Origin of the sequence: Roseomonas elaeocarpi (genome assembly GCF_042433915.1) — a bacterium.
Lineage (GTDB): Bacteria > Pseudomonadota > Alphaproteobacteria > Acetobacterales > Acetobacteraceae > Roseomonas > Roseomonas elaeocarpi.
The window spans coordinates 200,521-222,724 of the sequence record NZ_JBHLUN010000002.1 but is presented as its reverse complement, the minus strand read 5'-3'; the positions used below and the strand labels follow the sequence as shown (position 1 = coordinate 222,724).

Genomic DNA, 22,204 nt, shown 5'->3' with positions numbered 1-22,204 from the left:
AGCGGGCATTTCGCCGGCCCTTGCAGGAAAAGATTGACGTGGCACGAGATGGTTCTTGAGAAACCTGGAAACGTCGGTTTAGCGTTCCCACCGGGACGCGACGGTGCGTCCGACACGCCCGGAGAATGCCGTCGTGCCCGCACCCACGCTTTCACGCCGCGCCCTGCTCGCAAGTTCCTCACTGTTCCTCGTGCCGCTGCTGAGCAGCCACGACGCGTCTGCTGCGACGCCCGGCGACCGTATCCGCAAGATCAGCCTTCTCTGCGCCGCGCAGGCGAGCGACCCGCAGGAGTTTCAGGCGGCGCAGCTGATCGCGGCGGCCTGGCGCCAGCTGGGCCTCGACGTCGAGGTAAAAGGCCTGCCGCGGCCGCAGCTCTCGGACGTGGTCTGGAACAACCGCACCAAGTGGGATGCCACGATGTGGCGCATGATCGGGCGGCCGGAGCGCAGCGACCCGGACGAGTTCACCTATAACCTCTACAATCCGTCCACGATCGCGACCGGCTACAACTTCATCGGCTACAACAACCCTGAATTCCAGAAGCTGGCCGAGGAGCAGCGGGCCGAGCCGGACCAGGAAAAGCGTCGCGCTCTGCTGTACCAGGCGCAGGACATGATCGACCGCGACCAGCCCTACCTGTTCCTAGTGTATCCGAAGAACGTGCTGGCCTACGACAAGAATGTGTGGAAGCCGGCGAGCATTGTGGAGCAGAGCGGCATCGGCATCCGCTGCTTCTGGACCTTTCTTCGCGCCGAGCCCGCGGGCACCCAGCGCGACATGATCTGCAATGCCGCGGAGTCGCTGATCGCGCTTAACCCGCTCTACATCAGCGGCGCCATCGACAGCTGGGTGACGGAGCTGATCTGGGACCGCCTCATGCGCGTGGGGCCCGACGGGCTGCCGCAGCCTTGGGCGGCGGAATCGGTGACGCAGGTGGACCCGCTGACGATCGACGTGGTGCTGCGCCCGAACCAGACCTGGCACGACGGCAAGCCGGTCACGGTGGAGGACGTGGTGTTCTCCTTCGAAGCGCTGTCGGCCGGCGACAAGTCGCCGATGTACAAGCCCTTCGTGGAGAACATTGCCTCGGTGACAGCAACCGGGGAGCGCAACGTGCGCTTCGTGCTCAAGACCGCCAGTGCGGCCTTCATGACTTCCACCCTGGCCAAGATCAACCTGACGCCCAAGCACGTCTGGGGGCCGATCCTGGAGGGTCTGGCGAACAAGCCCCAGAACGCTGAAACGGTGCAGGAGGAGCGGCCGATCGGCTCCGGCCCCTTCAAGGTGTCGCGCTTCAAGCTGAACGAGGAGATTGTGCTGGAAGCCAATGCGGCGCACTGGGAAAGGCCGCGCATGGACCGGTGGATCATGCGCGTGATCACCAACACGGGCGCCGCGCTGGGCATGCTGCCGCGCGGCGAGATCAACTTTCTCACCGACTATCGCGGTGACCCGAAGCTGCTAGCTGACCTGGCCAAGAACAACCCCAACGTTGAGGTGGTGGCGACCACCGACATGGGCTTCCGCTTCCTGGCACCGAACCAGCGCCGACCTCCGTTCAACGACGTTCGCTTCCGGCGCGCGCTGTCGCTGGCAATCAACCGGCAATTGATGGTGGCGGCAGCCTGGAACGGCTTCGCAGCGCCGGCCAACTCCTTCGTCTCGCCCGCGCTGCAATACTGGGCCAAGCCCGGCATAGATGACCTGAAGCCCAATCTGGCGGAGTCGAAGAAGCTGCTGGAGGAGGCCGGCTACGTGCTGGTGGGCGGCAAGCTGCACTACCCGGCAGGCGTGAAGGAAAGCACGACGGAAGGCTGACGCGCCGTGCCCTACCTGCTCCGGCGCCTGCTGCACATGATCTTCGTGCTGTGGGCCATCGCGACGGTGGTGTTCCTGATGTTCCGGCTGATGCCGGGCGACCCGACCACGGCGTTCATCGACCCCACCTTCACCGAGGACCAGCAGCGGGAGATCCGCGCGCAGTTCGGCCTCGACCTGCCCTTGCCGCAGCAATACCTGATCTTCCTGGGCAACCTCCTGCGCGGGGAGTTTGGCCTGTCCTTCCGACAGCGGCAACCGGTCATCGAACTGGTGCTGCAGGTGCTGCCGAACACGCTGCTGCTGACGGTGACGGCGCTGCTGATCGCCTACGTGTTCGGCACGCTGCTGGGCGCGGTGCTGGCCTGGAAACGGGGCGGGCGGTTCGAGGCGGTGGCGGTGCCGCTGGTGCTCACCACCCGCGCGGCGCCGGAGTTCTGGGTCGGCATGGTGCTGCTGGCGGTGTTCGCCTTCGGGCTGGGCTGGTTTCCGTCCGGGGGTGCCAACAGCGCCGGCGCGAGCTTCGGCTCGGAATGGGGCCGGGTGCTGTCGTTCGACTACCTGCGGCACCTGGCACTGCCGGCGCTGACGCTGGCGATCTACCTCCAGGGACTGCCGGCACTGCTGATGCGCTCCTCCATGCTCGAGGTGATGCGGGAGGAGTTCGTCACCATGGCGCGCATGAAGGGGCTGTCGGAACGCTCGATCATGCTGCGCCACGCCGCGCGCAACGCCCTGCTGCCGATCGTCACCGCCTTTGCCCTGGGCTTCGGCCAGTCGGTGGGCGGCAATGTGGTGGTAGAGAACGTGTTTTCCTGGCCGGGGCTGGGGCGGCTGCTGGCCGATGCCATCGCCGCCAGCGACTACCCGCTGGCGCAATGCGCCTTCCTGTTGATCGCGCTGGTGCTGGTGCTGATGAACTTCCTGGCGGACCTGTTGTACGGGCTGCTCGACCCTCGGGTGTCACATGGCCGAGGGTGAGGTGGTGGCCGGTGTGGGCGCTGGCTCCGGCGCCCTGCCGGCCGGAGCGGCCCAGTCCAAGGGCGTGGGGGTGGCGCGGGGCGGGGCGCTGCACGCCTTTCTCCAGCAGTTGCGGCGCGACCCCTACGCACTGGTCGGGGTGGGTATCTACCTCGTCTTCATCCTGGTGGGCCTGGGGGCGGGCTGGCTGGCGCCCTACGACCCGATGGAGATCCTGTTCACCGAGGACGGCAACCTCGCCGCCTCGCTGCCGCCGGGTGCCGGGCACTGGCTGGGCACCACCAATCTCGGCCGCGACATCTTCTCGCAACTGGTGATGGGTACGCAGCCCTCGCTGGTGGTGGGGCTGTCGGCGGCGGTGGCGGTGGCCACTATCGGCACGCTGGTGGGGCTGCTGGCGGGCTACTTCGGTGGCTGGGTCGACCAGGTGCTGATGCGCCTCACCGACATCATCCTGGGATTGCCCTTCCTGCCTTTCGTGATCGTGGTCACGGCGCTGCTCGGGCCGGAGCTGCGCAACATCGTGGCGGCCGTGGCGCTGCTGCTGTGGCCCAATGCCGCGCGGGTGATCCGTGCGCAGGTGCTGACACTGTCGCAGCGGCAGTTCGTCGAGGCCGCGCGCGTCACCGGTGCCAGCGAGTGGCGCATCCTGTTCGTCCACATCGCGCCGGGGGTGTTGCCCTTCTCCGCGCTCTACGGCGCCTTCGCGGTCGGCTGGGCGATCCTGGTACAGGCCAGCGTGTCGTTCCTGGGCTTCGGCGGTGGCGACGTGATCTCGTGGGGAACCATGCTGCAGGATGCCTATGCCAGCCAGGCGCTGGACCGCGGGCAGTACGCCTGGTTCCTGCCGGCGGGCCTGTGCATCGTGCTGGTGGTACTGGCCGGCTTCCTGGTCAGCCGTGGCTACGAGGAGCTGCTGTTCCCGCGGCTGAGGGACGAGTGATGGACGATCTCCTCGTAGTGCGCGACCTCGCGGTCGCCTACGCCAGCGGCAGGGTGCGGGCAGTGGATGGCGCCGGGCTGCGGCTGCGGCAGGGTGAGATGCTGGGCCTGGTGGGCGAGTCCGGCTGCGGCAAAACCACGCTGGCACGGGCGCTGATGGGTGTTCTGCCGGGCGGCGCCCAGGTGGTGCGGGGCGAGATCCTGCTCAATGGCACCGACCTCGTACAGCTGTCGCTGGCGGAGCGACGGGCGCGGCTGTGGCGCGAGATCGCCTTCGTGCCGCAAACGGCGATGAGCGCGCTGGACCCGGTGTACCGCCTGCGCGACCAGATGCGTGAGGTTCTGTGCGAGCGGGGCGGCCTCCGTCGTGCCGAGGCGGATTCGCGGGCGGAAGAATTATTCCGGGCGGTGGGCCTGCACCCGCGTCGTTTGGCCGACTATCCGCACCAGTTCAGCGGCGGCATGCGCCAGCGCGCCGCCATCGCGCTGGCACTGGCGCTGCACCCCAGGCTGGTGATCGCGGACGAGCCGGTGACGGCGCTGGACGTGATCGTGCAGCGGCAGGTGCTGGACACGTTTCGCACGCTAAGCACCGAGCTCGGCCTGTCGGCGATCATCGTGACGCACGACATCAGCGTGGTCGCCTACCTCTGCGGACAGGTTGCGGTGATGTATGCGGGACGCGTGGTGGAGCACGGGCCGGTGGCCGCTGTGCTTGAAGCGCCGGCGCATCCCTACACCATGGGGCTGATGAACGCCTTTCCGGACTTGGACAGCGAGGAAGCCGTACTGGCCTCGATCGAGGGGGCGCCGCCGCCGCTGTCGGATCCGCCGCCGGGTTGCCGCTTCGCGCCCCGCTGCCCCTTCGCCCTGCCGGTCTGCACCACGGCGGTCCCGCCCGAAGTGGTGGTGGGTGCCGTGCCGGAGGTGATGGAAGCGGGGCTAACAGGGCCGGACGCGACCGGTCCGGCCGCGCCCGGGAATGCCGTGGCGGCGCCCGATGCCGCGCGCGGACGGGCTGACACGCACTGGTCCGCCTGCCACCGCGCCGCCGAGGCCGCGGCGCTGCGCCCCGTGGCGCGCCGCCCCGGCACCTGGCAGGGCACTGCGGGCCAGGGCGCCGCGGGGGCTGCGGCATGAGCGCCGTGCTGGCCAGTCCCGGAACCATGACTCCCGCGGCCGCGCCACGCGCCGGCCATCCCGCGGCGGCGGCCCCGATCGTAGAGGCATGGGGATTACAGAAGCACTACCCGGCCGGGCGCAGCCTGCGACAAGCGTTGCAGGGGGAGCGTCCGGTGCTGCGCGCCGTGGATGGCGTCGACCTGACCCTTCGTTCCGGTGAAAGCGTCGGGCTGGTGGGGGAATCCGGCAGCGGCAAGACCACGATCGGCCGGCTGCTGCTGAAGCTGACGGAGCCCACCGGCGGGCAGCTCGCCTTCGAGGGGCAGGATCTCCGCCAGCTGAACCGGGCGGCCATGCTGCGCTTCCGGCAACGGGCACAACTGGTATTCCAGAATCCCTTCGACGCGCTCAACCCCCGCTTCACCATCGGCCGCAGCTTGGCGGAGCCGCTGCTCAACACCGGCGTCGCCCGTGCCGAGCACGAGGCGCGGGTGGCCGAGAGCCTGCGCACCGTCCGTCTGGGCGACCCGGCGCGGCTGCTGCAGCGGCTGCCGCACCAGCTTTCGGGCGGGCAGCTGCAGCGTGTGGTGCTGGCGCGTGCCCTGGTGTTGCAGCCGCGCTTCCTGGTGGCGGATGAGCCGGTGTCGATGCTGGACGTGTCGGTGCGCGCCGGCGTCCTGAACCTCCTGCGCGAACTGCGGGAGCGGCTGAACCTGACCACCCTGGCCATCTCGCACGACCTCACCCTGGTGCGCTATGTTTGCGAGAGGACGCTGGTGATGTATCTCGGCAAGGTGGTGGAGGATGGGCCGACGGCGCGGGTGATCACGGCGCCGGCGCATCCCTATACCACGGCGCTGATCCGCGCGGTGCCGCGGCCGCAGGTGGCGCAGCCGCGCGACGCCCTGCCTCTGCACGGGGCGCTGGGCGACGCGGCCGGGCTGCAGGGCGGCTGCCGGCTCCGCAACCGCTGCCCGCATGCCTTCGCGCGCTGCGCCACGGAGGAACCGCCTCTCGTTGAAATCGCGCCGGGCCACCGCGCCGCCTGCCACCTGCATACGACCTGAGAGGGGGCAGCGCGTTACAAGGTGGAACGGGAAGGAAATGTCATGGACTACACGATCGCGGCCGTGGACCGCGCGCTGGCCTTGCTGGAGCTGGTGGCCGAGAACCCTGGCATCGGGCTGAGCGAGCTGGCGCGGCGGAGCGGCGACACCAAGACCCTGGCCTTCCGCATGGCGACGACGCTGGAAGCGCGCGGCTACCTCCATCAGGACCCACAAACGCGCGGCTATACCCTGGGCCACAAGCCACTGCTGCTGAGCGAGCGGATGCAACACCAGATGCCGCTGCTGCAGGTGGCGGCCCCGGTGATGGACGATCTCGTGGCGCGGACGCGCGAGAACGTGTCGCTGATCCTGCGCGACGGACTGCAATCCGTTTGCGTCGCGATCCGCCAGTCGCCGCAGCCGATCCGCCTGTATGCCGAGGTCGGCCGCCAGGGCCCGCTGCACGTGGGCGGCGGGCCGAAGCTGCTGCTGGCCTTCGCGCCGGAGGAAGTGCAGGCCGCGGTCGCCTCAACCCCGCTGGAGCGCTTCACGCCCGAAACCATCATCGACCCGAAGCGCCTGCGTGAGCGGCTCCGGCGCATCCGCGCGCAGGGCTACAATGTCAGTCATGGCGACCAGGACGCGGGCGCCTTCTCTGTGGCGGCGCCGGTGCGCAACCACGCGGGTGCGGTGATCGCCTCGCTCTCGGTGGCCGGGCCGCAGTCGCGCCTGACCGAGGATCTGGAGCGTCTCTACATTCGCCTGCTGCTCGACGCCGCCGGCGCGGTCTCGGCGACGCTGGGCTGGCGGGACGTGGCGGCGTGAGGTGCCCGGTTCGGCCGCCTCGCCGCGCAACCCGGACTGCCGCCCCGCTGCCTGATGCGACGGCGCCGTTCCTGTTCGCCCCGGCGCACGGGCCTGCAGGCGGCCCGCGCCCCCGAGATGGCCATCGCGCCGCCTCCCACGCCACGACGGAGTTCCCGACATGAGCGACGCCGCCATTTCCACTCCTGCCAGCTGTGACCCGGTGACGTTGGAAATCGTACGCGGTGCCATTCGCGCGGCGCAGGCAGAGATGGAGGCGCTGATCGAGCGCACCGCCATGTCCGCCTTTATCCGCGAGAAGAAGGATTTCTATACCGCCCTGTTCGATGCCGACGGCGTCATGGCGGTGTGTTCCAACAACCCGATCTTTGGCGACATCACCGGCCCGGTGTTCCGCGACTTCCCGCCGGGTGAGATGCGGGACGGCGACCTGTACTGGTATAGCGACTGCTACGGATCGCGCGGGGCGGTCAGCCACTCCAACGATCAGGTTTTCCTGGCACCGGTGTTCCTCCATGGACGGCGCGTCGCCTTTGTCATGGGCTGGGCGCACTTCGCCGACATCGGCGGGATGCGGCCGGGCTCGATCAGTCCCGACGCCACCGACATCTTCCAGGAAGGCATCATCGTGCCTCCGACGCGGCTCGTCGCGGCCGGCGAGGTCAACGCCGCGGCGCTGAACATCTTCTTCCGCAATTCGCGCTTTCCCGGAAGCGCACGCGGCGACACCCGCGCCATGATGGCCGCCGTGACGCTGGGCGTCGCCCGGATGCGCGAGGTCGCGGAGCGTTTCGGCCCGCTGATCCTGGCCGACGCGCTCCGGCAGCTGCTAGACCGCACGCGGGAACTGGTGCGCGCCAGGCTGCGCGACACCTTCGCGGTCGGAACGCACCGCTTTACCGACCGCATCGACGGTGACGGCCATGGGTCGGGCACGCTCCGTCTGCGCTTCGCGCTGACGCGGACGGAGGACGACCGCTTCATCCTCGACGCCACCGAAACTGACGACCAGTCGCCGGGGCCGGTGAACTTCCTGATGAATCCCGACGTGCCGGGCATGGCGCTGGGCCTGTTCTTCCTGGGCGGCGATCCCAACCAGGTGATGAACGCAGGCGCGCCGCGCGCCCTGGACGAGGTTCTCCTGCGCGACGGATCGCTGCTGCAGCCGCGCTTTCCCGCACCGCTCGGGATGCGCGGCCTGACCATGATGCGGATGCTGGCCGCGATGAACGGCCTCATCAGCGTGGCGGGCGGCGAGGCGCCGGCGGCGCACGCGGCCTACGTGGTGATGCTGCTGCGCGGCGTCATCAACGGAAAGACCTTCCTGATGAGCGATGGGATCGGCGTCGGCTACGGCGCGCGGCCCTTCGCCGACGGCAACGACGCGGTCTACTTCGTGGCGCAGGAGAACTACCCGGTCGAGTTCCTCGAAAGCGAGTACCCGATCCGCCTGCGGGAATACGCGCTGAACCGCGACAGCGGTGGCCCCGGGCGCTGGCGCGGCGGCTGCGGCATCGTGCGCGAGTACGAGGTGATGGCCGAGCAGGCCGTGCTGGCCATCCGTATCGACGGTGTGGAAAACCCGCCCTGGGGCGCCGATGGCGGCCGCTCGGGCGGTCCCGGGCGCGTGCTGGTCAACCCCGGCACGGCGGCGGAGCGCGTGCTGCGCCCGCTTTCCGACGGCAACCGCGTGGTGCGGGGCGAGATCCTGCGCATCGAGACCGGCGGCGGTGGGGGACGTGGCCACCCCTACGACCGGCCGGCGGAGCTCGTGCTGCGCGACGTGCTAGGTGGCATGGTGAGCGAGGGCGCGGCCCTGCGCGACTACGGCGTGGTGATCCGCGACGGCGCCGTGGACGAGGCCGCCACCGCCGTGCGGCGCGGCGACCGCCCCGAAGCCCAGGCCTTCCACCGCGGGAGCTACAGCAATGTCCTCGACTGACACCGCCGCGCGTCCGCTGTCCGTGGCGGTGGATATCGGCGGCACCTTCACCGACATCACGGTGCAGGACGCCGCCACCGGCCAAGCCTGGACCGCCAAAACGCCCTCGACCCCGCACGACCCGTCGGAAGCCTTCCTGGAAGGCGTTCGCCTCGCGCTGCTGGCCGCGGGCGGCGAGGCCAGGGCCGTGGGCCGGGTGCTGCACGGCACCACCGTCGCCACCAACCTGATCCTGGAAGGCAAGGGCGCGCGCACCGCCCTCGTAACCACCCGGGGCTTCCGGCACGTGCTGGAGATCGGGCGGCAGGACATTCCGCGCCCGGTCAACCTTCATGCCTGGGTGAAGCCGCAGCGCCCCGTGCCGCCCTCGCTGGTGTTCGAGGTGGCCGAGCGCGTGGCCCCCGACGGCACCGTGCTGCACCCGCTGGAGGAAGAAAGCGTCCGCGACGTGGCGGAGCGGTGCCGCGCCGGCGGCGTCGCGGCCGTGGCGGTGTGTCTCCTGCACGCCTTCACCGCGCCGGAGCATGAGCGCCGCGTGGCCGCCCTCCTGCGCGACGCGCTGCCCGGCGTGGCGGTCACCGCCTCCTCGGACGTGTTGCCGGTGGTGCGGGAATACGAGCGCTCGCTGGCCACCGTGCTGAATGCCCAGGTGATGCCGGCGGTCTCCACCTACGTGCGGCGGTTGGAAGAACGGCTGGAAGACCAGGGCATCGCCGCGCCCCTACTGCTGATGAAGAGCAACGGCGGCGTGGCGGGCGCCGCCTCGATCCGCCGGGCGCCGGCGGTGACCGCCCTGTCCGGCCCAGCGGCCGGCGTGGTGGGCGCCCAGGCGGTGTCGGCGGCGGCGGGCTTTCCAGACATCATCACGGTCGATATCGGCGGTACCAGCGCCGACATCTGCCTGATGAAGGGCGGCGCGGTCGGGCTGACCCAGAACGGCAAGGTCGGTGAATGGCCGCTGCCGCTGCCGATGGTGGACATGGTGACGATCGGGGCCGGCGGCGGCTCGCTGGCGCGGGTGCGGGACGGCGCGCTGACCGTCGGGCCGGAAAGCGCCGGGGCACAGCCGGGGCCGGCCTGCTACGGGCGCGGCGGTACCGAGGCCACCGTGACTGACGCGCACGTCGTGCTGGGCCACCTGCCGCCGAGCCTGCTGGGCGGGCGCATGCAGCTCGACGTCGCGGCGGCCGAGGCGGCGGTGCGCAACACCGTGGCCGCGCCGCTGGGCCTGTCGCTTCACGCCGCGGCGCGCGGCATCCTAGCGATCGCCGACAGCAACATGGTCGGTGCGGTGCGCGTGGTGTCGGTGGAGCGCGGCCACGACCCGCGCGACTTCGCGCTGGTTCCCTTCGGCGGCGCTGGGCCGCTGCACGGATGCTCGCTGGCGATGCTGCTGGGCATCCGCACCGTGCTGGTGCCGCCATCCCCCGGCGTGCTCTGCGCGCAGGGGCTGCTGGCCGCCGACCTGAAGGCTGAATTCAGCCGCAGCCTCCGCGGCGGAGAGGACGCGGCGACGGTGGAAGAGGTCTTCCGGATGCTGGAAGCGCAGGCGGATGCCTGGTTCGCCGAGGAAGAGGTGCCCGGGGCGCGACGCGACACCCGGCGCGTGGCGCTGATGCGCTACGCCGGGCAGGGGGGCGAGCTGGCGGTGGACTGGCCCGGAACGCGCGAAGGGGCAGCCGGGAACTTCGCGGCTCAACACCGTGCCCTCTACGGCTTCGACCTGCCGGGCGCCACGGTGGAGCTGGTGACGCTGCGCGTCGAGGCCGCGGGGCGGCTGGCGGGCGGCATCACCGCGCCGCTGAAGCCGGGGACGGGCGCCGAGCCGGTGGGCCGGCACGCGGTGCATTTCGAGAATGGCACGCAGGACGCCGCGCTCTACGACCGCGAGGCGCTGGGGGCGGGCGACCGCTTCAGCGGTCCCGCGATCGTCACGCAGCTCGACGCTACCACGCTGGTGCCGCCGGGCTGGCAGGGCGCGGTGGATGGTTCCGGCGCCCTGATCCTGCGCTGCGAAGGAGCAACACCATGAGCCGCGACGCCGCCGTGGCCGCCGCCCGCGCCCTGCTGGACGACGGCCCCTTCCTCGACACCATGGCGCGCCGCGTGGCCATCCGCACCGCCAGCCAGGACCCCGGCAGCGGACCCGCCCTGCACAGCTACCTGGCCGACGAGATGCTGCCCGACCTGGAGCGGCAGGGCTTCACGGGCGAGATCTTTCCCAACCCGACCGGTGCCGGTGGCCCCTTCCTCATCGCCCGCCGCATCGAGGACCCGGCGCTGCCCACGCTGCTGACCTACGGCCACGGCGACACGGTGCTAGGCCTCGATGGCGGATGGTCGGAGGGCCTCTCGCCCTGGGTGCTGACGCGGCGGGGCGACCGGCTCTACGGACGCGGCGTGGTGGACAACAAGGGCCAGCACACCGCCAACCTGATGGCGATGGAGGCGGTGCGGCGGTTGCGCGGTGGGCGCCTCGGCTACAACGTTTCGGTGCTGCTGGAAACCAGCGAGGAGGTCGGATCCCCGGGCATCGAGGAGATCTGCCGGGAACAGCGCGCACTGCTGGCGGCCGACGTACTGATCGCCTCGGACGGGCCGCGGCTGGTGCCGGAGGTGCCGACGCTGACGCTGGGCACGCGGGGCGCGGTGAACTTCGACCTGCGCGTGCGCTATCGCGAGGGCGGGCATCATTCCGGCAACTGGGGCGGGCTCCTGGCCAATCCCGGCATCCGCCTCGCCCACGCCATCGCCACGCTGGTGGGGCCGGAAGGGCAGGTCCTGCTGCGCGATCTCGTGCCGGAGCGTATCCCCGACAACGTGCGCCGTGCGTTGGCCGGTTGCCGCGTGGACGGCGGCGCCGACGGCCCGGAGATCAATGACTGGTGGGGCGAGCCCGGACTTTCGGCGGCCGAGAAGGTGTTCGGTTGGAACACCTTCGAGGTGCTGGCCTTCCGTACCGGCAACCCCGACGCGCCGGTCAACGCGGTGCCGCCCGAAGCGGTGGCGCGCTGCCAGATCCGCTACACCGTGGACCGCGAGGTCGAGAGCTTCCTGCCCGCGATCCGCCGGCACCTCGACGCCGCCGGCTTCCGCGACGTGGCGGTGGAGCCAGTGAAGAGCGGGGCGGAATGGCGGGCAACCCGGATGGACCCGGACGGCGCCTGGCCACGGCTCGTGGCGGATTCGATCCTTCGCACGACCGGGCGGGCGCCGATGATCGTGCCCAATGCCGGAGGGTCCCTGCCCAACGACAGCTTCGCTGTCACGCTGGGGCTTCCCACGGTCTACATCCCGCACTCCTACAGCGGTTGCCAGCAGCACGCGCCGGACGAGCACGCGCTGATCCCGCTGGTGCGCGAGGGGCTGGAGATCGCGGCCGGGGTGTTCTGGGACCTGGGCGAGCAACCCTGGCCCCTATCCAGGCAGGCTGCGGCGGCCTGACCGATGTCGCGCATGATGAAGCTGGGCGCCTTCTTCTTCACGCCCGGCAGCCACGCCGCCGGCTGGCGCCACCCGGAAGCCGTGCCGGACACCGACATGTCCTTCCGCCACTACGTGTCCATGGCGCAGACGGCCGAGCGCGGGCTGCTGGACTGCGTGTTCTTCCAGGATACCGCGGCCGTCAACGGAACGGCGGCGTTGAACGGCGGCTCCCCCTGGCGACCTGGCAACGGGCGACAGGTGTTTCCTGAACCGGCAACGCTGATCGCCGCGCTGGCACCGATGACGGAGCGCATCGGCCTGGTGGCCACGGCCACCACCACCTACGGTGATCCCTATACGCTGGCGCGGCGCTTCGGCACGGTGGACCACATCAGCGGCGGACGGGCGGGCTGGAACCTCGTGACCTCGCAGATCGAGGACGAGGCCGGGAATTTCGGCTTCGACCGCCATCCCGACCACGCCGACCGCTACCGCCGGGCGGAAGAATTCTTCGACGTCACGGCCGGGCTCTGGGACAGCTTCGACGAGGACGCCTTTCCGCGCGACAAGCAAAGCGGCGTGTTCCTCGACCCCGCCAGGGCGCACATCCTCCATCATCGGGGCGAGCACTTCCGCGTCCGCGGCCCGCTGAACCTGCCGCGCTGCCCGCAGGGGCGGCCGGTGATCGCCCAGGCGGGATCGTCGGAACCGGGAATGCGACTCGCCTCGCGCGTGGCAGACCTCGTCTTCACGGCGCAGAGCGACCTTGCCGAGGCACAAGCCTTCCGCCGTGACATCCACGCGCGCGCCGCGGCGCACGGGCGCGACCCGGACCACCTGCGCATCCTGCCGGGGCTGATGGTCATCCCGGGCGAAACCGACGATGAGGCGCAGGCCCGCTACCACGGGCTGGCGGCACTCATGGACGAGGCGGTGGCACTACCGCTGCTGGAGCGCCTTTGCGGCGGCCTCGACATCCGCCAGTACCCTCTGGATGGCCCGCTGCCGGACCTACCGCCGAGCAACGCGGCGCGGGCGCGGCAGGCGCGGATCGTCGCCATGGCCCGGCGCGGCAACATGTCGATCCGCGAGGTGATGCGCCACATGGCGACGTCGCTTGGCCACAACATGGTGGTGGGATCGGCGGCACGGATCGCCGACCTGATGGAGGAATGGTTCCGCGCGGGGGCCTGCGACGGCTTCACGCTGCTCTTCCCCTTCTATCCCCGCCCATTGGAGGATTTCGTACGGCTGGTGGTGCCGGAACTGCAGAGGCGCGGCCTGTACCGCACCGCCTACGAGGGCCGGACGCTGCGCGAGAACCTTCAGATCCCTCCGCCATCGAGCCTCTTCCGCAACCAGGGAAGCTGAAGCGTCGGCAGGAGAGAAGCGCCCGGCATCGTGCCTGAAGGAGGCTGGCGCTGTAATCTTGAGTAGGTGAGGTCGACGGGTTGCTTCGGTGACTGGTCAACCTTCGCGTCCACACGTATCGGCTTTGACGTGTCCCGGCCTGACAGCAGGGATGACGCGGCGTGCTAAGCTCGACAGCGTTGTCGTTGGTGGGTCAGAGCGATGTCACCTGGGCGCGACGCTGTGCGGGAGGAAATCCCAGAAGCGCGAGATGTACGGTTGCGACCCTGCGTGAAGGCGCCACCCGTCGTCGCGATGCGCCGGATGCCGCGCACCGGCGAAGGAGCGCGTGCCAGCACCAGCGCCACCTTGGTCATCGGGCCGTTGACGCCAGCTCCACCGGCACATTCCCGGCGACGGCGCGTTCCAGCGCCTGTCCGCTGGCCAGCGGCACGCGTCCCTCGGGCAGCAGCAGTTGCCCATCGCGTCAACGGAGGGGGCGGCGCGGGCGACCAGCCCAGGGGACCGCCCAACCGGCCCCGGGCTGGCGAACCACAAGTGCCTGATATACCGGTGGGAATATCTGTGGCACGCTGAGCAAATGGTGCACGCGTTCCTTCATCGCATGGCCGATGGTACGAAGCGCGATCCAGCACGTGCAGGGATGGAAAGGTCAGGCCCATGAGCGCGAGGATTTCCGAAGCGCCGGCACAGAAGCGGGCAAGGAGCGGCACCGGTGGGACGGCGCGCCGACCCGCCAAGGTCTCCTCGCTCACGGAGAAGGTCTACGCCCTGCTGCGTGCCGAGATCCTGAGCTGCGAACTCGAGCCCGGCCGCGAATTATCCGAAGCCGAGCTGGCCGACCGCTTCCGGGTGAGCAAGACCCCGGTGCGCGAAGCCCTTGCCACCCTACGCTCCGACGGCTTCGTGCGCACTTATCCACGCCGCGGCTACCAGGTGGTGCCGATCACCTTCAAGGACATGAACCAGCTCTTCGAGTTGCGCACCATCCTTGAGGCGGGCGGCGCCGAACTGGCCTGCGAACGCATCTCGGAAGCCGAGCTGGATCAGCTCAACGACCTGGCAGACGTCGTGTACGACCGTGCCGAGCAGCCCAGCCTGAAGCGCTTCATAAAGGCGAACCGGGATTTCCACCTGGCGATCGCACAGGCCTCCGGCAACACCCGCCTTCTACATCAGCTCGAAAGGATCGTGGACGAGCTGGAACGCTTCTTCTACCTCGGCGCACGGATGCGAAACGTCAGCGGCGAAACGCGTGACGACCACCATCAGATCGTGGCCACCCTGCGCGCCCGCGACCCTGCAGCGGCGCGTGCGATCATGACGCGGCACAACGATGTCACGCGTCAGGGGCTGGTGCAGCAGTTCGCCGCTGGGAAAGGGGCAGGTCAAATTATTCTCTGAGCGGGTGCGATCGTAGCGGCGGGCCGTGAGAACAGCGGCTTTGCGCCGGGTGGCGCGATGTCGCTGCTGGCGAACGGTCCCTGCCAGTTCGTCGACGGCGGCACGTCACTCGTTGCTGCGGGGGCCGCCACCTTCAGCGAGGAAGAGGGCACCTGCCAATCAGGCCGCGTTCCGCCGCGTGATCATCGCGGCGGCGCGTTCGGCGATCATCATGGTGGGTGCCTGCAAGGCGGCGTTCATCAGGCGCGGAATGATCGAGCCGTCGGCCACCCGCAGCCCTTCTACGCCGTGAACGCGGAGGGCGTGATCGACCACCGCCTCCGCATCCGTGCCCATGCGGCAGGTGCCGCTCTGGTGATAGGCGCTGCCGCTCAAACGACGGATGCTGCTTTCCAGCGCCGCCGGCGTGTCGAACTCCGCCTCCGGAAGTTCCGGTCGCAGCCCGGCCATGGCGGGTTGCGCCATGATGTCGCGCGCCATGCGGATGGCCCGGCCCAGCACTGCGACGTCGCGCGGGTCACTGAATGCCCCGGTGCGCACCCGCGGCGGCGCCAGCGGATCGGCCGAGGCCAGGGTGACTTCCCCCCGGCTGAATGGGCTGCCCTGCTGTACCGCCAGCGTCACCCCGTGGCGGCGCGGCAGCAGAGCCAGGCCGCGCGCCGCGTCGGCCGGGAACAGGACAGGGCTCATGACGATCTGCGCGTCCGGCGCTGCCAGCGAAGGATCGGTGCGGACAAAGCCCGCCGCGTTGAAGATGTTCTCCGCCAGCACGCCCTGCCGGCGCGTCAACCAGGACAGCGCGGCGCCGACCGCCGCCAAGGGCCGCGCTTGCCGCGCCAGGGACACGGGTTCGGTCGTGACGTAGCGCAGCGGGAAGGAGGGATGGTTCTGCAGGTTGCGCCCGACGCCCGGCAGATCCAGCAGCACCGTGACCCCCGCGGCGCGCAGCATCGCCGCGGGTCCGATGCCCGATAGCATCAGCAGGTGCGGCGAGCGCAGGCCTCCGGCGGTCAGGATCACCTCGCGGCTGGCAGCGATCACCTGCTCACGCCCGTCGCGCGCCACCACGACGCCGCAAGCGCGCGTGCCGGAGAAGGCGAGGCGCCGCACCGGCGTGTTCGTCATGACCGTGAGGTTCGGCTGCGCCATCGCGGGGCGCAGCAGCGCCAGCCGCGTGTTCGCCCGCATCCCGTTGGCGACCGTGACGTGCGTCAGGCCGAAGGCGTCCACCACGTCGGCGTTCAGGTCATCGGTGAGCGCAAAACCCGACTGCTCCGCAGCGAGCAGGAAGCGTTGCGGCAGCGGGGATTGTGGCCGTGACGGGCGCGTGGCAACCGGCGGGCGGAACCAGGGCAGCACATCCGCGGCCGTCCAGCCCGGGCAGTCCCAGGCATCGTAGTCCGCGGCGTGGCCGCGGGTATAAACCATGCCGTTGACCGCCGCCGAACCGCCCAGCACGCGGCCCTGCAACAGGGTGACCTGTCGCCCTGCCAGATTGTTCTCGGACTCGGTTACGACGCGCCAAAGGTGTCGCCCGTCCTTCGCGGCGAAGGGGGCTAGGCCGGGGATGGTGTGCAGCGGGGACAGGTGTCCCAGTCCCGCCTCGATCAGCGCGACGCGGCAGGCGGGGTCGTCCGACAGCCGGGCGGCAAGGAGACACCCCGCCGCTCCGCCGCCGACCACGACGTAGTCGAAGCCGGTCACGCCGGAACTCCGCTCACTCCCGCACCAGGGACCAGTCCAGCTGCTGACCGACATACTTCTCGGTCAGCGCCTTGAGAGAGCCGTCCGCCTTGTACTGCGCGATCAGCGCGTTAATCCGCGCGGTGAGGTCCGAGTCCTCCTTGCGGATCACCAGGCCGGAGGTGGACACGGTGATCATGCGGTCGAGCATGGCCAGCGGCCGCTTGCCGCTGTTGATCATGTAGGACGGCGTCAGGTAATTGCCGACCAGCACGTCGACGCGGCCGTTCTGAAGGTCCAGCAGCAGCTCGCTCCAACCCGGATACTCGCGCACATTGTCCAGGCAGCCGGCCGGCAGTGCTTCGCGCGCGGTGCGGATCTCGTTGGCGCCCTTCACGATGCCGACACGCTTGCCGCAGGCGTCTTCCCAGCGCTTGATGCTGCTGTCATTCGCCCGGCGCGCGCCGGCAACGCCGTTGACGACGTAGGGCTGCGAGATGGTGAAGCTGGCCGAGGCGACGCGGTCGGGCGTGCGCGCCACGGAGGAGGCCACCATGTCGAAGCGGCCCGCCTGCACGCCGGCCAGCATGGCCGACCATTCCAGCGTGACGAATTCCACTTTGAGGCCGAGATCGGCGGCCAGCTTCCTGGACAGGTCGATGTCGTAGCCCGTGAGCTCGGCCTCGGCGTTGTACATGGTCGCCGGCGGCGAGGCGCCCGTGGTGCCCACCACCAGCGTTCCGGGCTTGATCAGTTCGGACTTGTAGTCATCGGCGTACGCGGTCCCGATCATCAGGCCGAGCAGCGCGACGGCGGCCGTCAGGCGGCGAAACAACATGGCAGACCCCTTGGTCCGGCCGGTGCGGGCTGGCCCCACGGCGCGGCAGCTACGGAAACGGACCGCCCGGTGCGCTCGTGTTCCCCGATGCGCTTCCGGTTGTGACTGGCTCATTGTGCGAAGCGACCGCAACATATATCAGCTGATATGTCAACGAACTGCGGAAGGGTTGTTTCTTGCGCATCACGGCCGTTCGCGCCTGGCTGGTCAGCATCCCGCTGGCCGCGCCCTACGTGATCTCGCGCGGCTCGCTCGACCGCTTCACCAACGTCGTCGTGCGCGTTGACACGGATGCCGGCCTCAGCGGCTTCGGGGAGGCGGTGCCGGTCTCGCTGCTGGGTGACCCACGGGAATACGCGCGCATCATCGAGACGCTCTACGCACCCGCTCTGCTCGGCCGCGATCCGCGCGAGATCGAGCCGATCGTGGACGCGCTGCTGACGATGCCGGGCAGCACCGCCGCCGTGGCCGGGATAGATCTGGCGCTGTGGGACATCGCGGCATCGTCGCTGGGGGCTCCCGTCTCGGCGCTGCTGGGCGGCGCGGGCGTCGCCGCCGTCGCCGCCGTCGCCGTGGACTATACCATGAGCGTCGATGCGCCCGAGGCCATGGTGGCGACCGCCCGCGCGGTGACGGCGGCGGGCTTCCGCGGGGTGGTGGTCAAGGTTGCCTGCCGCGATGTCGCCGCCGACGTGGCCTGCGTCCGGGCGGTGCGGGCGGCGCTGCCGGCCGGCAGCAGCCTACGGGTGGACTGCAACGGCGGCTACGGTCGGGACGACGCCCTGGCCTTCCTTGCCGCGATCGACGGTCTGGCGGTGGAGTTCGTCGAGCAGCCCGTGGCCGCGGCTGACCTGGAAGGTATGGCGCTCTGCCGCGGGCGCGGCGTCGCGATCGCGGCAGATGAAAGTCTCAGCACCCCGGCCGATGCCCTGGCGCTGCTGCAGCACCGCGCCTGCGACGTGATGAACGTGAAGGTGCCCAAGGCCGGCGGGTTGCTGCAGGCCAAGCGCGTCGCTGCCATCGCTGCGGCGGCCGGCCTGCCGCTGGTGGTCGGCGGTGGGCTGACCTTCGGCATCTCGCGGTTCGCAAGTCAGCACCTGGCGGCCAGTTCCACCGCTGCCCAGGGCCGCTGCCATCAGGGGCCCGGCCCTGCGTCGCAGGCCCTGACGGACGACATCACCACGCCGCGCGTGACCCGCGCTGTCGTGTCCGCCCACGCAGGTTGCGTGCCGGTTCCCACCGGCCCCGGCCTCGGCTTCACGGTGGACGAGGCGAAGCTGGCCGCCTACGCGGCCTGAGACGACGCGGCGCACCCTGGTTCCGCGAAGCGCGAGGGGCGGTAGGGCTCCAGCGGCACCGGCGGGGTCCGCCCCGCCACCAGCGCGTCGATGATGCGTCCGGTCATGGCGGCACCCGTGACGCCGATATGGCCGTGGCCGAAGGCGTGGAAGGCATTGGCGGCACCGCTCGCCTGCCCGATCGCCGGCAGCGAATCCGGGGTGCTCGGCCGCATTCCCATCCAGCGCGTCGTCTTGCCCGATGGCTCCCGCAGCGCCGGGAACAGGCCGCGTCCTAGGCGCAGCAACCCCTCGGCCCGGCGCCAGTCCGGCGGTGTCCCGGGCCGGGCGAATTCCGCCGTGCCCGCGAAGCGCAGGCCGGAGCGCATGGCGGCGGCGAAGATCTTCTCGCCCGTGGCGAAGACCGGGCGGCGCAGCTGCACGGGGCTGTCGGGGATCTCGGCGTGGTAGCCGCGCTCGGCTTCCAGCGGGACGCGGTCACCCAGGAGCGCGGCCAGCGGGGCGGAGGCGGCACCGGCGGCCAGCACCACGGCATCCGCGGGCAGGTCACCTTCCGGCGTCCGCACCGCGCGCACCCGGCCATCCGCCAGCACGAAGCCGGTGGCTGGCAGGAGGCGCAGGGTTCCGCCGTCCCGTGCGATCGCCTCGGCGAAGCGGCGGGCGAGACCGCGGGGGTCCGTGCAGTGGCCGTTGCCCGGCACCAGCCGCGCATAACCGTAGGCAGGGTCCAGCGCTGGCTCCATCTCCTGCACGGCGCCGCCGGACAGTTCGGTGACGGCGATGCCCAGCTCGGCGCGGCGACGCCAGGCTCCCGCTTCGGCTCGCATCGCTTCCGCGGAGCGGTACACCATCAGGTGGCCGTCATGCCGCACCAGATCCTCTGCCCCCGCGCGCGCCAGGAGGGGCGCGTAGGCTTCCAGCGCCGGGGCGGTCAGGGCATGCAGCGCCCGCATCGCGCGCTCGACCTGGGCAGGCGTGGCCGCACGAAGGAAATGCCACAGCCAGGGCGCCAAGGCCGGCAGGTGCCGCCAGCGTATGGAAAGGGGGCCAAGCGGGTCCAGCAGCCAGCCCGGCACCTTGCGGTGGATGCCCGGCACGGCCGTGGGGAAGATCGAGCTGACGCTGAGGCCGCCGGGATTCCCCATGGTGGCGCCCTCGCCGGGGCCCTCGGGGTCGAGCACGGTGACGGTGTGGCCGCTCGCCTGCAGCGTCATGGCGCAGGCCAGGCCGACAAGGCCGGCACCGATCACCACCACCTCGCGGGGTTCCGCCATCGATGAAGCCCGCCTTGCCTGCTGCCACGCTGATCCACCGGGGCTAGCATCGCGGATCAGCTGTTGCAATGCCGCGTGATATATCACTAGCTTGGCTCACGGTACGGGAACGGGCATGACCTACGCCTTCGACTGGGACTTCATCCTGCGCGTGGCACCCCGCTTCGGCGTGGCGCTGCTGACCACCCTGCAGGTCTTCCTCACGGCCCTGGCGATATCGACTTCGGGTGCGGTGCTGCTTGCCCTGATCGGGCGATCCCTGCCGGGGAGAACGCTTCGCTGGGGACTGGCCACCTTCTCCTGGCTGTTTCGCGGCCTGCCCGAGCTGATCGTGCTGCTCTTCGCCTACCTGGCACTGCCGCAGCTGGGCCTGCCGTTGCCGTCCTTCTGGGCCGCCGTGTGCGGGCTGGCGCTGATCGGCATGGCCTACGAGTACGAGATCTTTCGCGGCGCGCTGAATGCCGTGCCGGGCGGTCAGTTCGAGGCGGCGCGGGCGCTCGGCCTCGGCCGCGTGCCGCTCTACGCCCGGGTGATCCTGCCGCAGGTGCTGCGCGTCGCCGTTACGCCCTACGTCACCTTCGCCTGCAGCTCGCTCAAGCGCACCTCCGTCGCCTCCGCGGTGGCGGTGCCGGAAATCATGGGCCTGTCCCGGCGCTTCAACGAGGCTTTCCAGAAACCCTTCGAGCTGATGCTGATCGCGCTGGTGCTCTACGCCGCCTTGTCCAGCCTGCTCATGGTGCTGGAACACGTCCTCGACTCCCGGCTGCAGCGGGGCCTGCGCGCACGATGAGGCTGGACATCGTCCTCGACAACTGGCTGCTGCTGGCCAGGGGTGCGCTCACCACCGTGCTACTGATGCTCGTGGTCGGCACCGTGTCGCCGCTGCTGGCCATCCCGCTGGCGCTGCTGCGAAACAGCCGGGTGCGCTCGCTCGCCATCCCGGTCGCGGTCTTCAGCTGGTTCACGCGTGCCGTGCCGACGCTGGTGCTCCTGTTCTTCTGCTACTACGGCCTGCCCTTCTTCGGGATCTTCCTGGACCCGCTGCCCTCGGCGCTGTTGGCGCTGGTCCTGTCGGCCACCGGCTACAACGTCGAGTTCTTCCGGGCCGGTCTGCGAGCCGTGCCGAAGGGGCAGTACGAGGCGGCCGCCGCACTGGGCCTGCCGGCTTCCGTGGCCTTCCGCAAGGTGATCTTCCCGCAGGCGCTGCGCATCGCCGTGCCCGCGCTGTTCTCCAACTTCACGCTCAACCTCAAGGGCACCGCACTGGCGAGCCTGGTGTCGGTGCCCGAGCTCAGCGGCGCCGTGCAGGGTCTGATCTCCGACACCTACCGGCCGGTGGAGTTCCTGTTGGCGGCCGGTGTGATCTACCTGGCGCTGAACAGCGTGCTGATCGCGCTGCAGCACTTGGTGGAGCGCTACCTCGACGTCGATGCCGCGCCACGCTCAACGAAGGCGCGATCGTCAAAGCCTGCCGTCACCAGGCCGAAGGCGGTCAGCGCCGCGAGCCGGTGAGGCATCATCACCGGGCAGCCCAGCATCTCCTCCAACGTCGCCGTCAGGTTGCCGGGGTCGCGCCGGGCCAGGCCCAGGCCGAAGCTCCAGACCACGACGACATCGGGCCGGAACCCTGCCAGGGCACGGGCTGCCGGCAGGATGTCGCCCTCGAAGGGTTCGTAGCGGATGTCGAGGCGATCGGCGAAGGGCTGGTCGCGCCAGAGCTGCACGTCCTGACGGCCGTGCCCGGCGGAGCTCATCACGCCGAAACGAACGGAACGGTCGAAGCCGTCGATGCGATCGGTGACGGCGGCGAGCATCAGCCTGGACGGCAGGATCAGCGGCACCGGGCATCGGAAGGCGCCTGCCTCGAACAGCGTGGCGCAGCAGAACAGCACGGCCGTCGCGCCGCGCGCGACCAACCTGTCGATGGCTGCCTGGAAAAAGGGGATAGCCCAGTCGAGGCGGACGTAGACGTGGTCCCAGCCATCGCCGAGCCGGTTGCCGGTCGCGCCCGGCACGCGCACATGCGCGCCCAGCCTTGCCTCGTGCTCCGCGCCGAGATGGGGCCGTACGGCGGGCCAGTCCAGTTCCTCGAGGATGTGCTCGTCGATGATCTCTATCGTCAGACCGAGTGCCGAGGCGATGCCACGATGATAGTGGACGTACTCGTCACGCGGCCCCTGGCCGGTTGTGATGATGCCAAGGCGCATCGGCTGCTTTCCCAAGGGTCCTG

At 70.3% G+C, this 22,204-nt stretch carries 18 protein-coding genes; 14 read left to right on the top strand and 4 right to left on the bottom strand.

Going from position 1 to position 22,204, the window contains the following annotated elements; genetic code table 11:
* Window positions 1-133 precede the first annotated feature (133 nt).
* The 11 genes from ACFFGY_RS02800 (at window position 134) to ACFFGY_RS02750 (ending at window position 14,881) form a co-directional block, all read left to right on the top strand.
* Window positions 134-1,819, top strand: coding sequence for an ABC transporter substrate-binding protein (locus ACFFGY_RS02800; protein ID WP_377042853.1), 1,686 nt, complete (start codon window positions 134-136; stop codon window positions 1,817-1,819).
* Between the two features lie 6 nt (window positions 1,820-1,825).
* Entirely contained in the window at window positions 1,826-2,800 is a 975-nt protein-coding gene (locus ACFFGY_RS02795; protein ID WP_377042852.1) for an ABC transporter permease, read from the top strand.
* Window positions 2,787-3,743: an ABC transporter permease gene (locus tag ACFFGY_RS02790; RefSeq protein WP_377042851.1), complete on the top strand. Its 957-nt coding sequence runs from the start codon at window positions 2,787-2,789 to the stop codon at window positions 3,741-3,743. The genes ACFFGY_RS02795 and ACFFGY_RS02790 overlap by 14 nt, the downstream gene beginning before the upstream one ends.
* Window positions 3,743-4,882 (top strand): ABC transporter ATP-binding protein, encoded by a 1,140-nt coding sequence (locus ACFFGY_RS02785; protein ID WP_377042850.1) that lies wholly within the window; start codon window positions 3,743-3,745, stop codon window positions 4,880-4,882. The genes ACFFGY_RS02790 and ACFFGY_RS02785 overlap by 1 nt, the downstream gene beginning before the upstream one ends.
* Window positions 4,879-5,931: an ABC transporter ATP-binding protein gene (locus tag ACFFGY_RS02780; RefSeq protein ID WP_377042849.1), complete on the top strand. Its 1,053-nt coding sequence runs from the start codon at window positions 4,879-4,881 to the stop codon at window positions 5,929-5,931. Before ACFFGY_RS02785 ends, ACFFGY_RS02780 begins: the two co-directional genes overlap by 4 nt.
* A gap of 42 nt (window positions 5,932-5,973) precedes the next feature.
* Window positions 5,974-6,738 (top strand): IclR family transcriptional regulator, encoded by a 765-nt coding sequence (locus ACFFGY_RS02775; RefSeq protein WP_377042848.1) that lies wholly within the window; start codon window positions 5,974-5,976, stop codon window positions 6,736-6,738.
* A gap of 160 nt (window positions 6,739-6,898) precedes the next feature.
* Window positions 6,899-8,680, top strand: a complete 1,782-nt coding sequence (locus ACFFGY_RS02770; protein ID WP_377042847.1) for a hydantoinase B/oxoprolinase family protein — start codon at window positions 6,899-6,901, stop codon at window positions 8,678-8,680.
* Complete coding sequence (locus ACFFGY_RS02765) at window positions 8,667-10,712, top strand: hydantoinase/oxoprolinase family protein (protein WP_377042846.1); 2,046 nt, start codon at window positions 8,667-8,669, stop codon at window positions 10,710-10,712. Before ACFFGY_RS02770 ends, ACFFGY_RS02765 begins: the two co-directional genes overlap by 14 nt.
* Complete coding sequence (locus ACFFGY_RS02760; protein WP_377042845.1) at window positions 10,709-12,124, top strand: M20 family metallopeptidase; 1,416 nt, start codon at window positions 10,709-10,711, stop codon at window positions 12,122-12,124. The genes ACFFGY_RS02765 and ACFFGY_RS02760 overlap by 4 nt, the downstream gene beginning before the upstream one ends.
* A gap of 3 nt (window positions 12,125-12,127) precedes the next feature.
* Window positions 12,128-13,477: an LLM class flavin-dependent oxidoreductase gene (locus ACFFGY_RS02755; RefSeq protein ID WP_377042844.1), complete on the top strand. Its 1,350-nt coding sequence runs from the start codon at window positions 12,128-12,130 to the stop codon at window positions 13,475-13,477.
* A gap of 660 nt (window positions 13,478-14,137) precedes the next feature.
* Complete coding sequence (locus ACFFGY_RS02750) at window positions 14,138-14,881, top strand: GntR family transcriptional regulator (protein WP_377042843.1); 744 nt, start codon at window positions 14,138-14,140, stop codon at window positions 14,879-14,881.
* 159 nt (window positions 14,882-15,040) lie between these two features.
* Here the strand turns inward: ACFFGY_RS02750 and ACFFGY_RS02745 are convergent, their stop codons facing one another.
* Both ACFFGY_RS02745 and ACFFGY_RS02740 read right to left on the bottom strand, forming a co-directional pair.
* Entirely contained in the window at window positions 15,041-16,585 is a 1,545-nt protein-coding gene (locus ACFFGY_RS02745) for a GMC family oxidoreductase (protein WP_377042842.1), read from the bottom strand.
* Between the two features lie 13 nt (window positions 16,586-16,598).
* Complete coding sequence (locus ACFFGY_RS02740) at window positions 16,599-17,402, bottom strand: substrate-binding periplasmic protein (RefSeq protein ID WP_377042841.1); 804 nt, start codon at window positions 17,400-17,402, stop codon at window positions 16,599-16,601.
* A 176-nt stretch (window positions 17,403-17,578) separates the two neighbouring features.
* Between ACFFGY_RS02740 and ACFFGY_RS02735 the strand changes: the two genes are divergently transcribed.
* Window positions 17,579-18,700 (top strand): mandelate racemase/muconate lactonizing enzyme family protein, encoded by a 1,122-nt coding sequence (locus tag ACFFGY_RS02735; RefSeq protein WP_377042840.1) that lies wholly within the window; start codon window positions 17,579-17,581, stop codon window positions 18,698-18,700.
* Here ACFFGY_RS02735 and ACFFGY_RS02730 read toward each other — a convergent pair.
* Window positions 18,688-19,974: an NAD(P)/FAD-dependent oxidoreductase gene (locus ACFFGY_RS02730; RefSeq protein ID WP_377042839.1), complete on the bottom strand. Its 1,287-nt coding sequence runs from the start codon at window positions 19,972-19,974 to the stop codon at window positions 18,688-18,690. The two genes, ACFFGY_RS02735 and ACFFGY_RS02730, sit on opposite strands and share 13 nt — an antisense overlap.
* A 115-nt stretch (window positions 19,975-20,089) precedes the next feature.
* Here ACFFGY_RS02730 and ACFFGY_RS02725 point away from each other — a divergent pair, with 115 nt between their 5' ends.
* Window positions 20,090-20,764 carry an amino acid ABC transporter permease gene (locus ACFFGY_RS02725; RefSeq protein WP_377042838.1) on the top strand — a complete coding sequence of 225 codons (675 nt, stop codon included), beginning with the start codon at window positions 20,090-20,092 and terminating at the stop codon, window positions 20,762-20,764.
* Window positions 20,761-21,486, top strand: coding sequence for an amino acid ABC transporter permease (locus tag ACFFGY_RS02720; RefSeq protein ID WP_377042837.1), 726 nt, complete (start codon window positions 20,761-20,763; stop codon window positions 21,484-21,486). Before ACFFGY_RS02725 ends, ACFFGY_RS02720 begins: the two co-directional genes overlap by 4 nt.
* Here ACFFGY_RS02720 and ACFFGY_RS02715 read toward each other — a convergent pair.
* On the bottom strand, window positions 21,390-22,181 hold the full coding sequence (locus ACFFGY_RS02715) for an AroM family protein (RefSeq protein WP_377042836.1): 792 nt from the start codon (window positions 22,179-22,181) through the stop codon (window positions 21,390-21,392). The genes ACFFGY_RS02720 and ACFFGY_RS02715 overlap by 97 nt on opposite strands.
* Window positions 22,182-22,204 lie beyond the last annotated feature (23 nt).

Coding starts and splice junctions, on each gene's coding strand:
- ACFFGY_RS02790 (WP_377042851.1), top strand. CDS start 2,787: ATGGCCGAGGGTGAGGTGGTGGCCGGTGTGGGCGCTGGCTCCGGCGCC.
- ACFFGY_RS02785 (WP_377042850.1), top strand. CDS start 3,743: ATGGACGATCTCCTCGTAGTGCGCGACCTCGCGGTCGCCTACGCCAGC.
- ACFFGY_RS02780 (WP_377042849.1), top strand. CDS start 4,879: ATGAGCGCCGTGCTGGCCAGTCCCGGAACCATGACTCCCGCGGCCGCG.
- ACFFGY_RS02715 (WP_377042836.1), bottom strand. CDS start 22,181: ATGCGCCTTGGCATCATCACAACCGGCCAGGGGCCGCGTGACGAGTAC.
- ACFFGY_RS02750 (WP_377042843.1), top strand. CDS start 14,138: ATGAGCGCGAGGATTTCCGAAGCGCCGGCACAGAAGCGGGCAAGGAGC.
- ACFFGY_RS02770 (WP_377042847.1), top strand. CDS start 6,899: ATGAGCGACGCCGCCATTTCCACTCCTGCCAGCTGTGACCCGGTGACG.
- ACFFGY_RS02740 (WP_377042841.1), bottom strand. CDS start 17,402: ATGTTGTTTCGCCGCCTGACGGCCGCCGTCGCGCTGCTCGGCCTGATG.
- ACFFGY_RS02720 (WP_377042837.1), top strand. CDS start 20,761: ATGAGGCTGGACATCGTCCTCGACAACTGGCTGCTGCTGGCCAGGGGT.
- ACFFGY_RS02760 (WP_377042845.1), top strand. CDS start 10,709: ATGAGCCGCGACGCCGCCGTGGCCGCCGCCCGCGCCCTGCTGGACGAC.
- ACFFGY_RS02730 (WP_377042839.1), bottom strand. CDS start 19,974: ATGGCGGAACCCCGCGAGGTGGTGGTGATCGGTGCCGGCCTTGTCGGC.
- ACFFGY_RS02775 (WP_377042848.1), top strand. CDS start 5,974: ATGGACTACACGATCGCGGCCGTGGACCGCGCGCTGGCCTTGCTGGAG.
- ACFFGY_RS02725 (WP_377042838.1), top strand. CDS start 20,090: ATGACCTACGCCTTCGACTGGGACTTCATCCTGCGCGTGGCACCCCGC.
- ACFFGY_RS02755 (WP_377042844.1), top strand. CDS start 12,128: ATGTCGCGCATGATGAAGCTGGGCGCCTTCTTCTTCACGCCCGGCAGC.
- ACFFGY_RS02765 (WP_377042846.1), top strand. CDS start 8,667: ATGTCCTCGACTGACACCGCCGCGCGTCCGCTGTCCGTGGCGGTGGAT.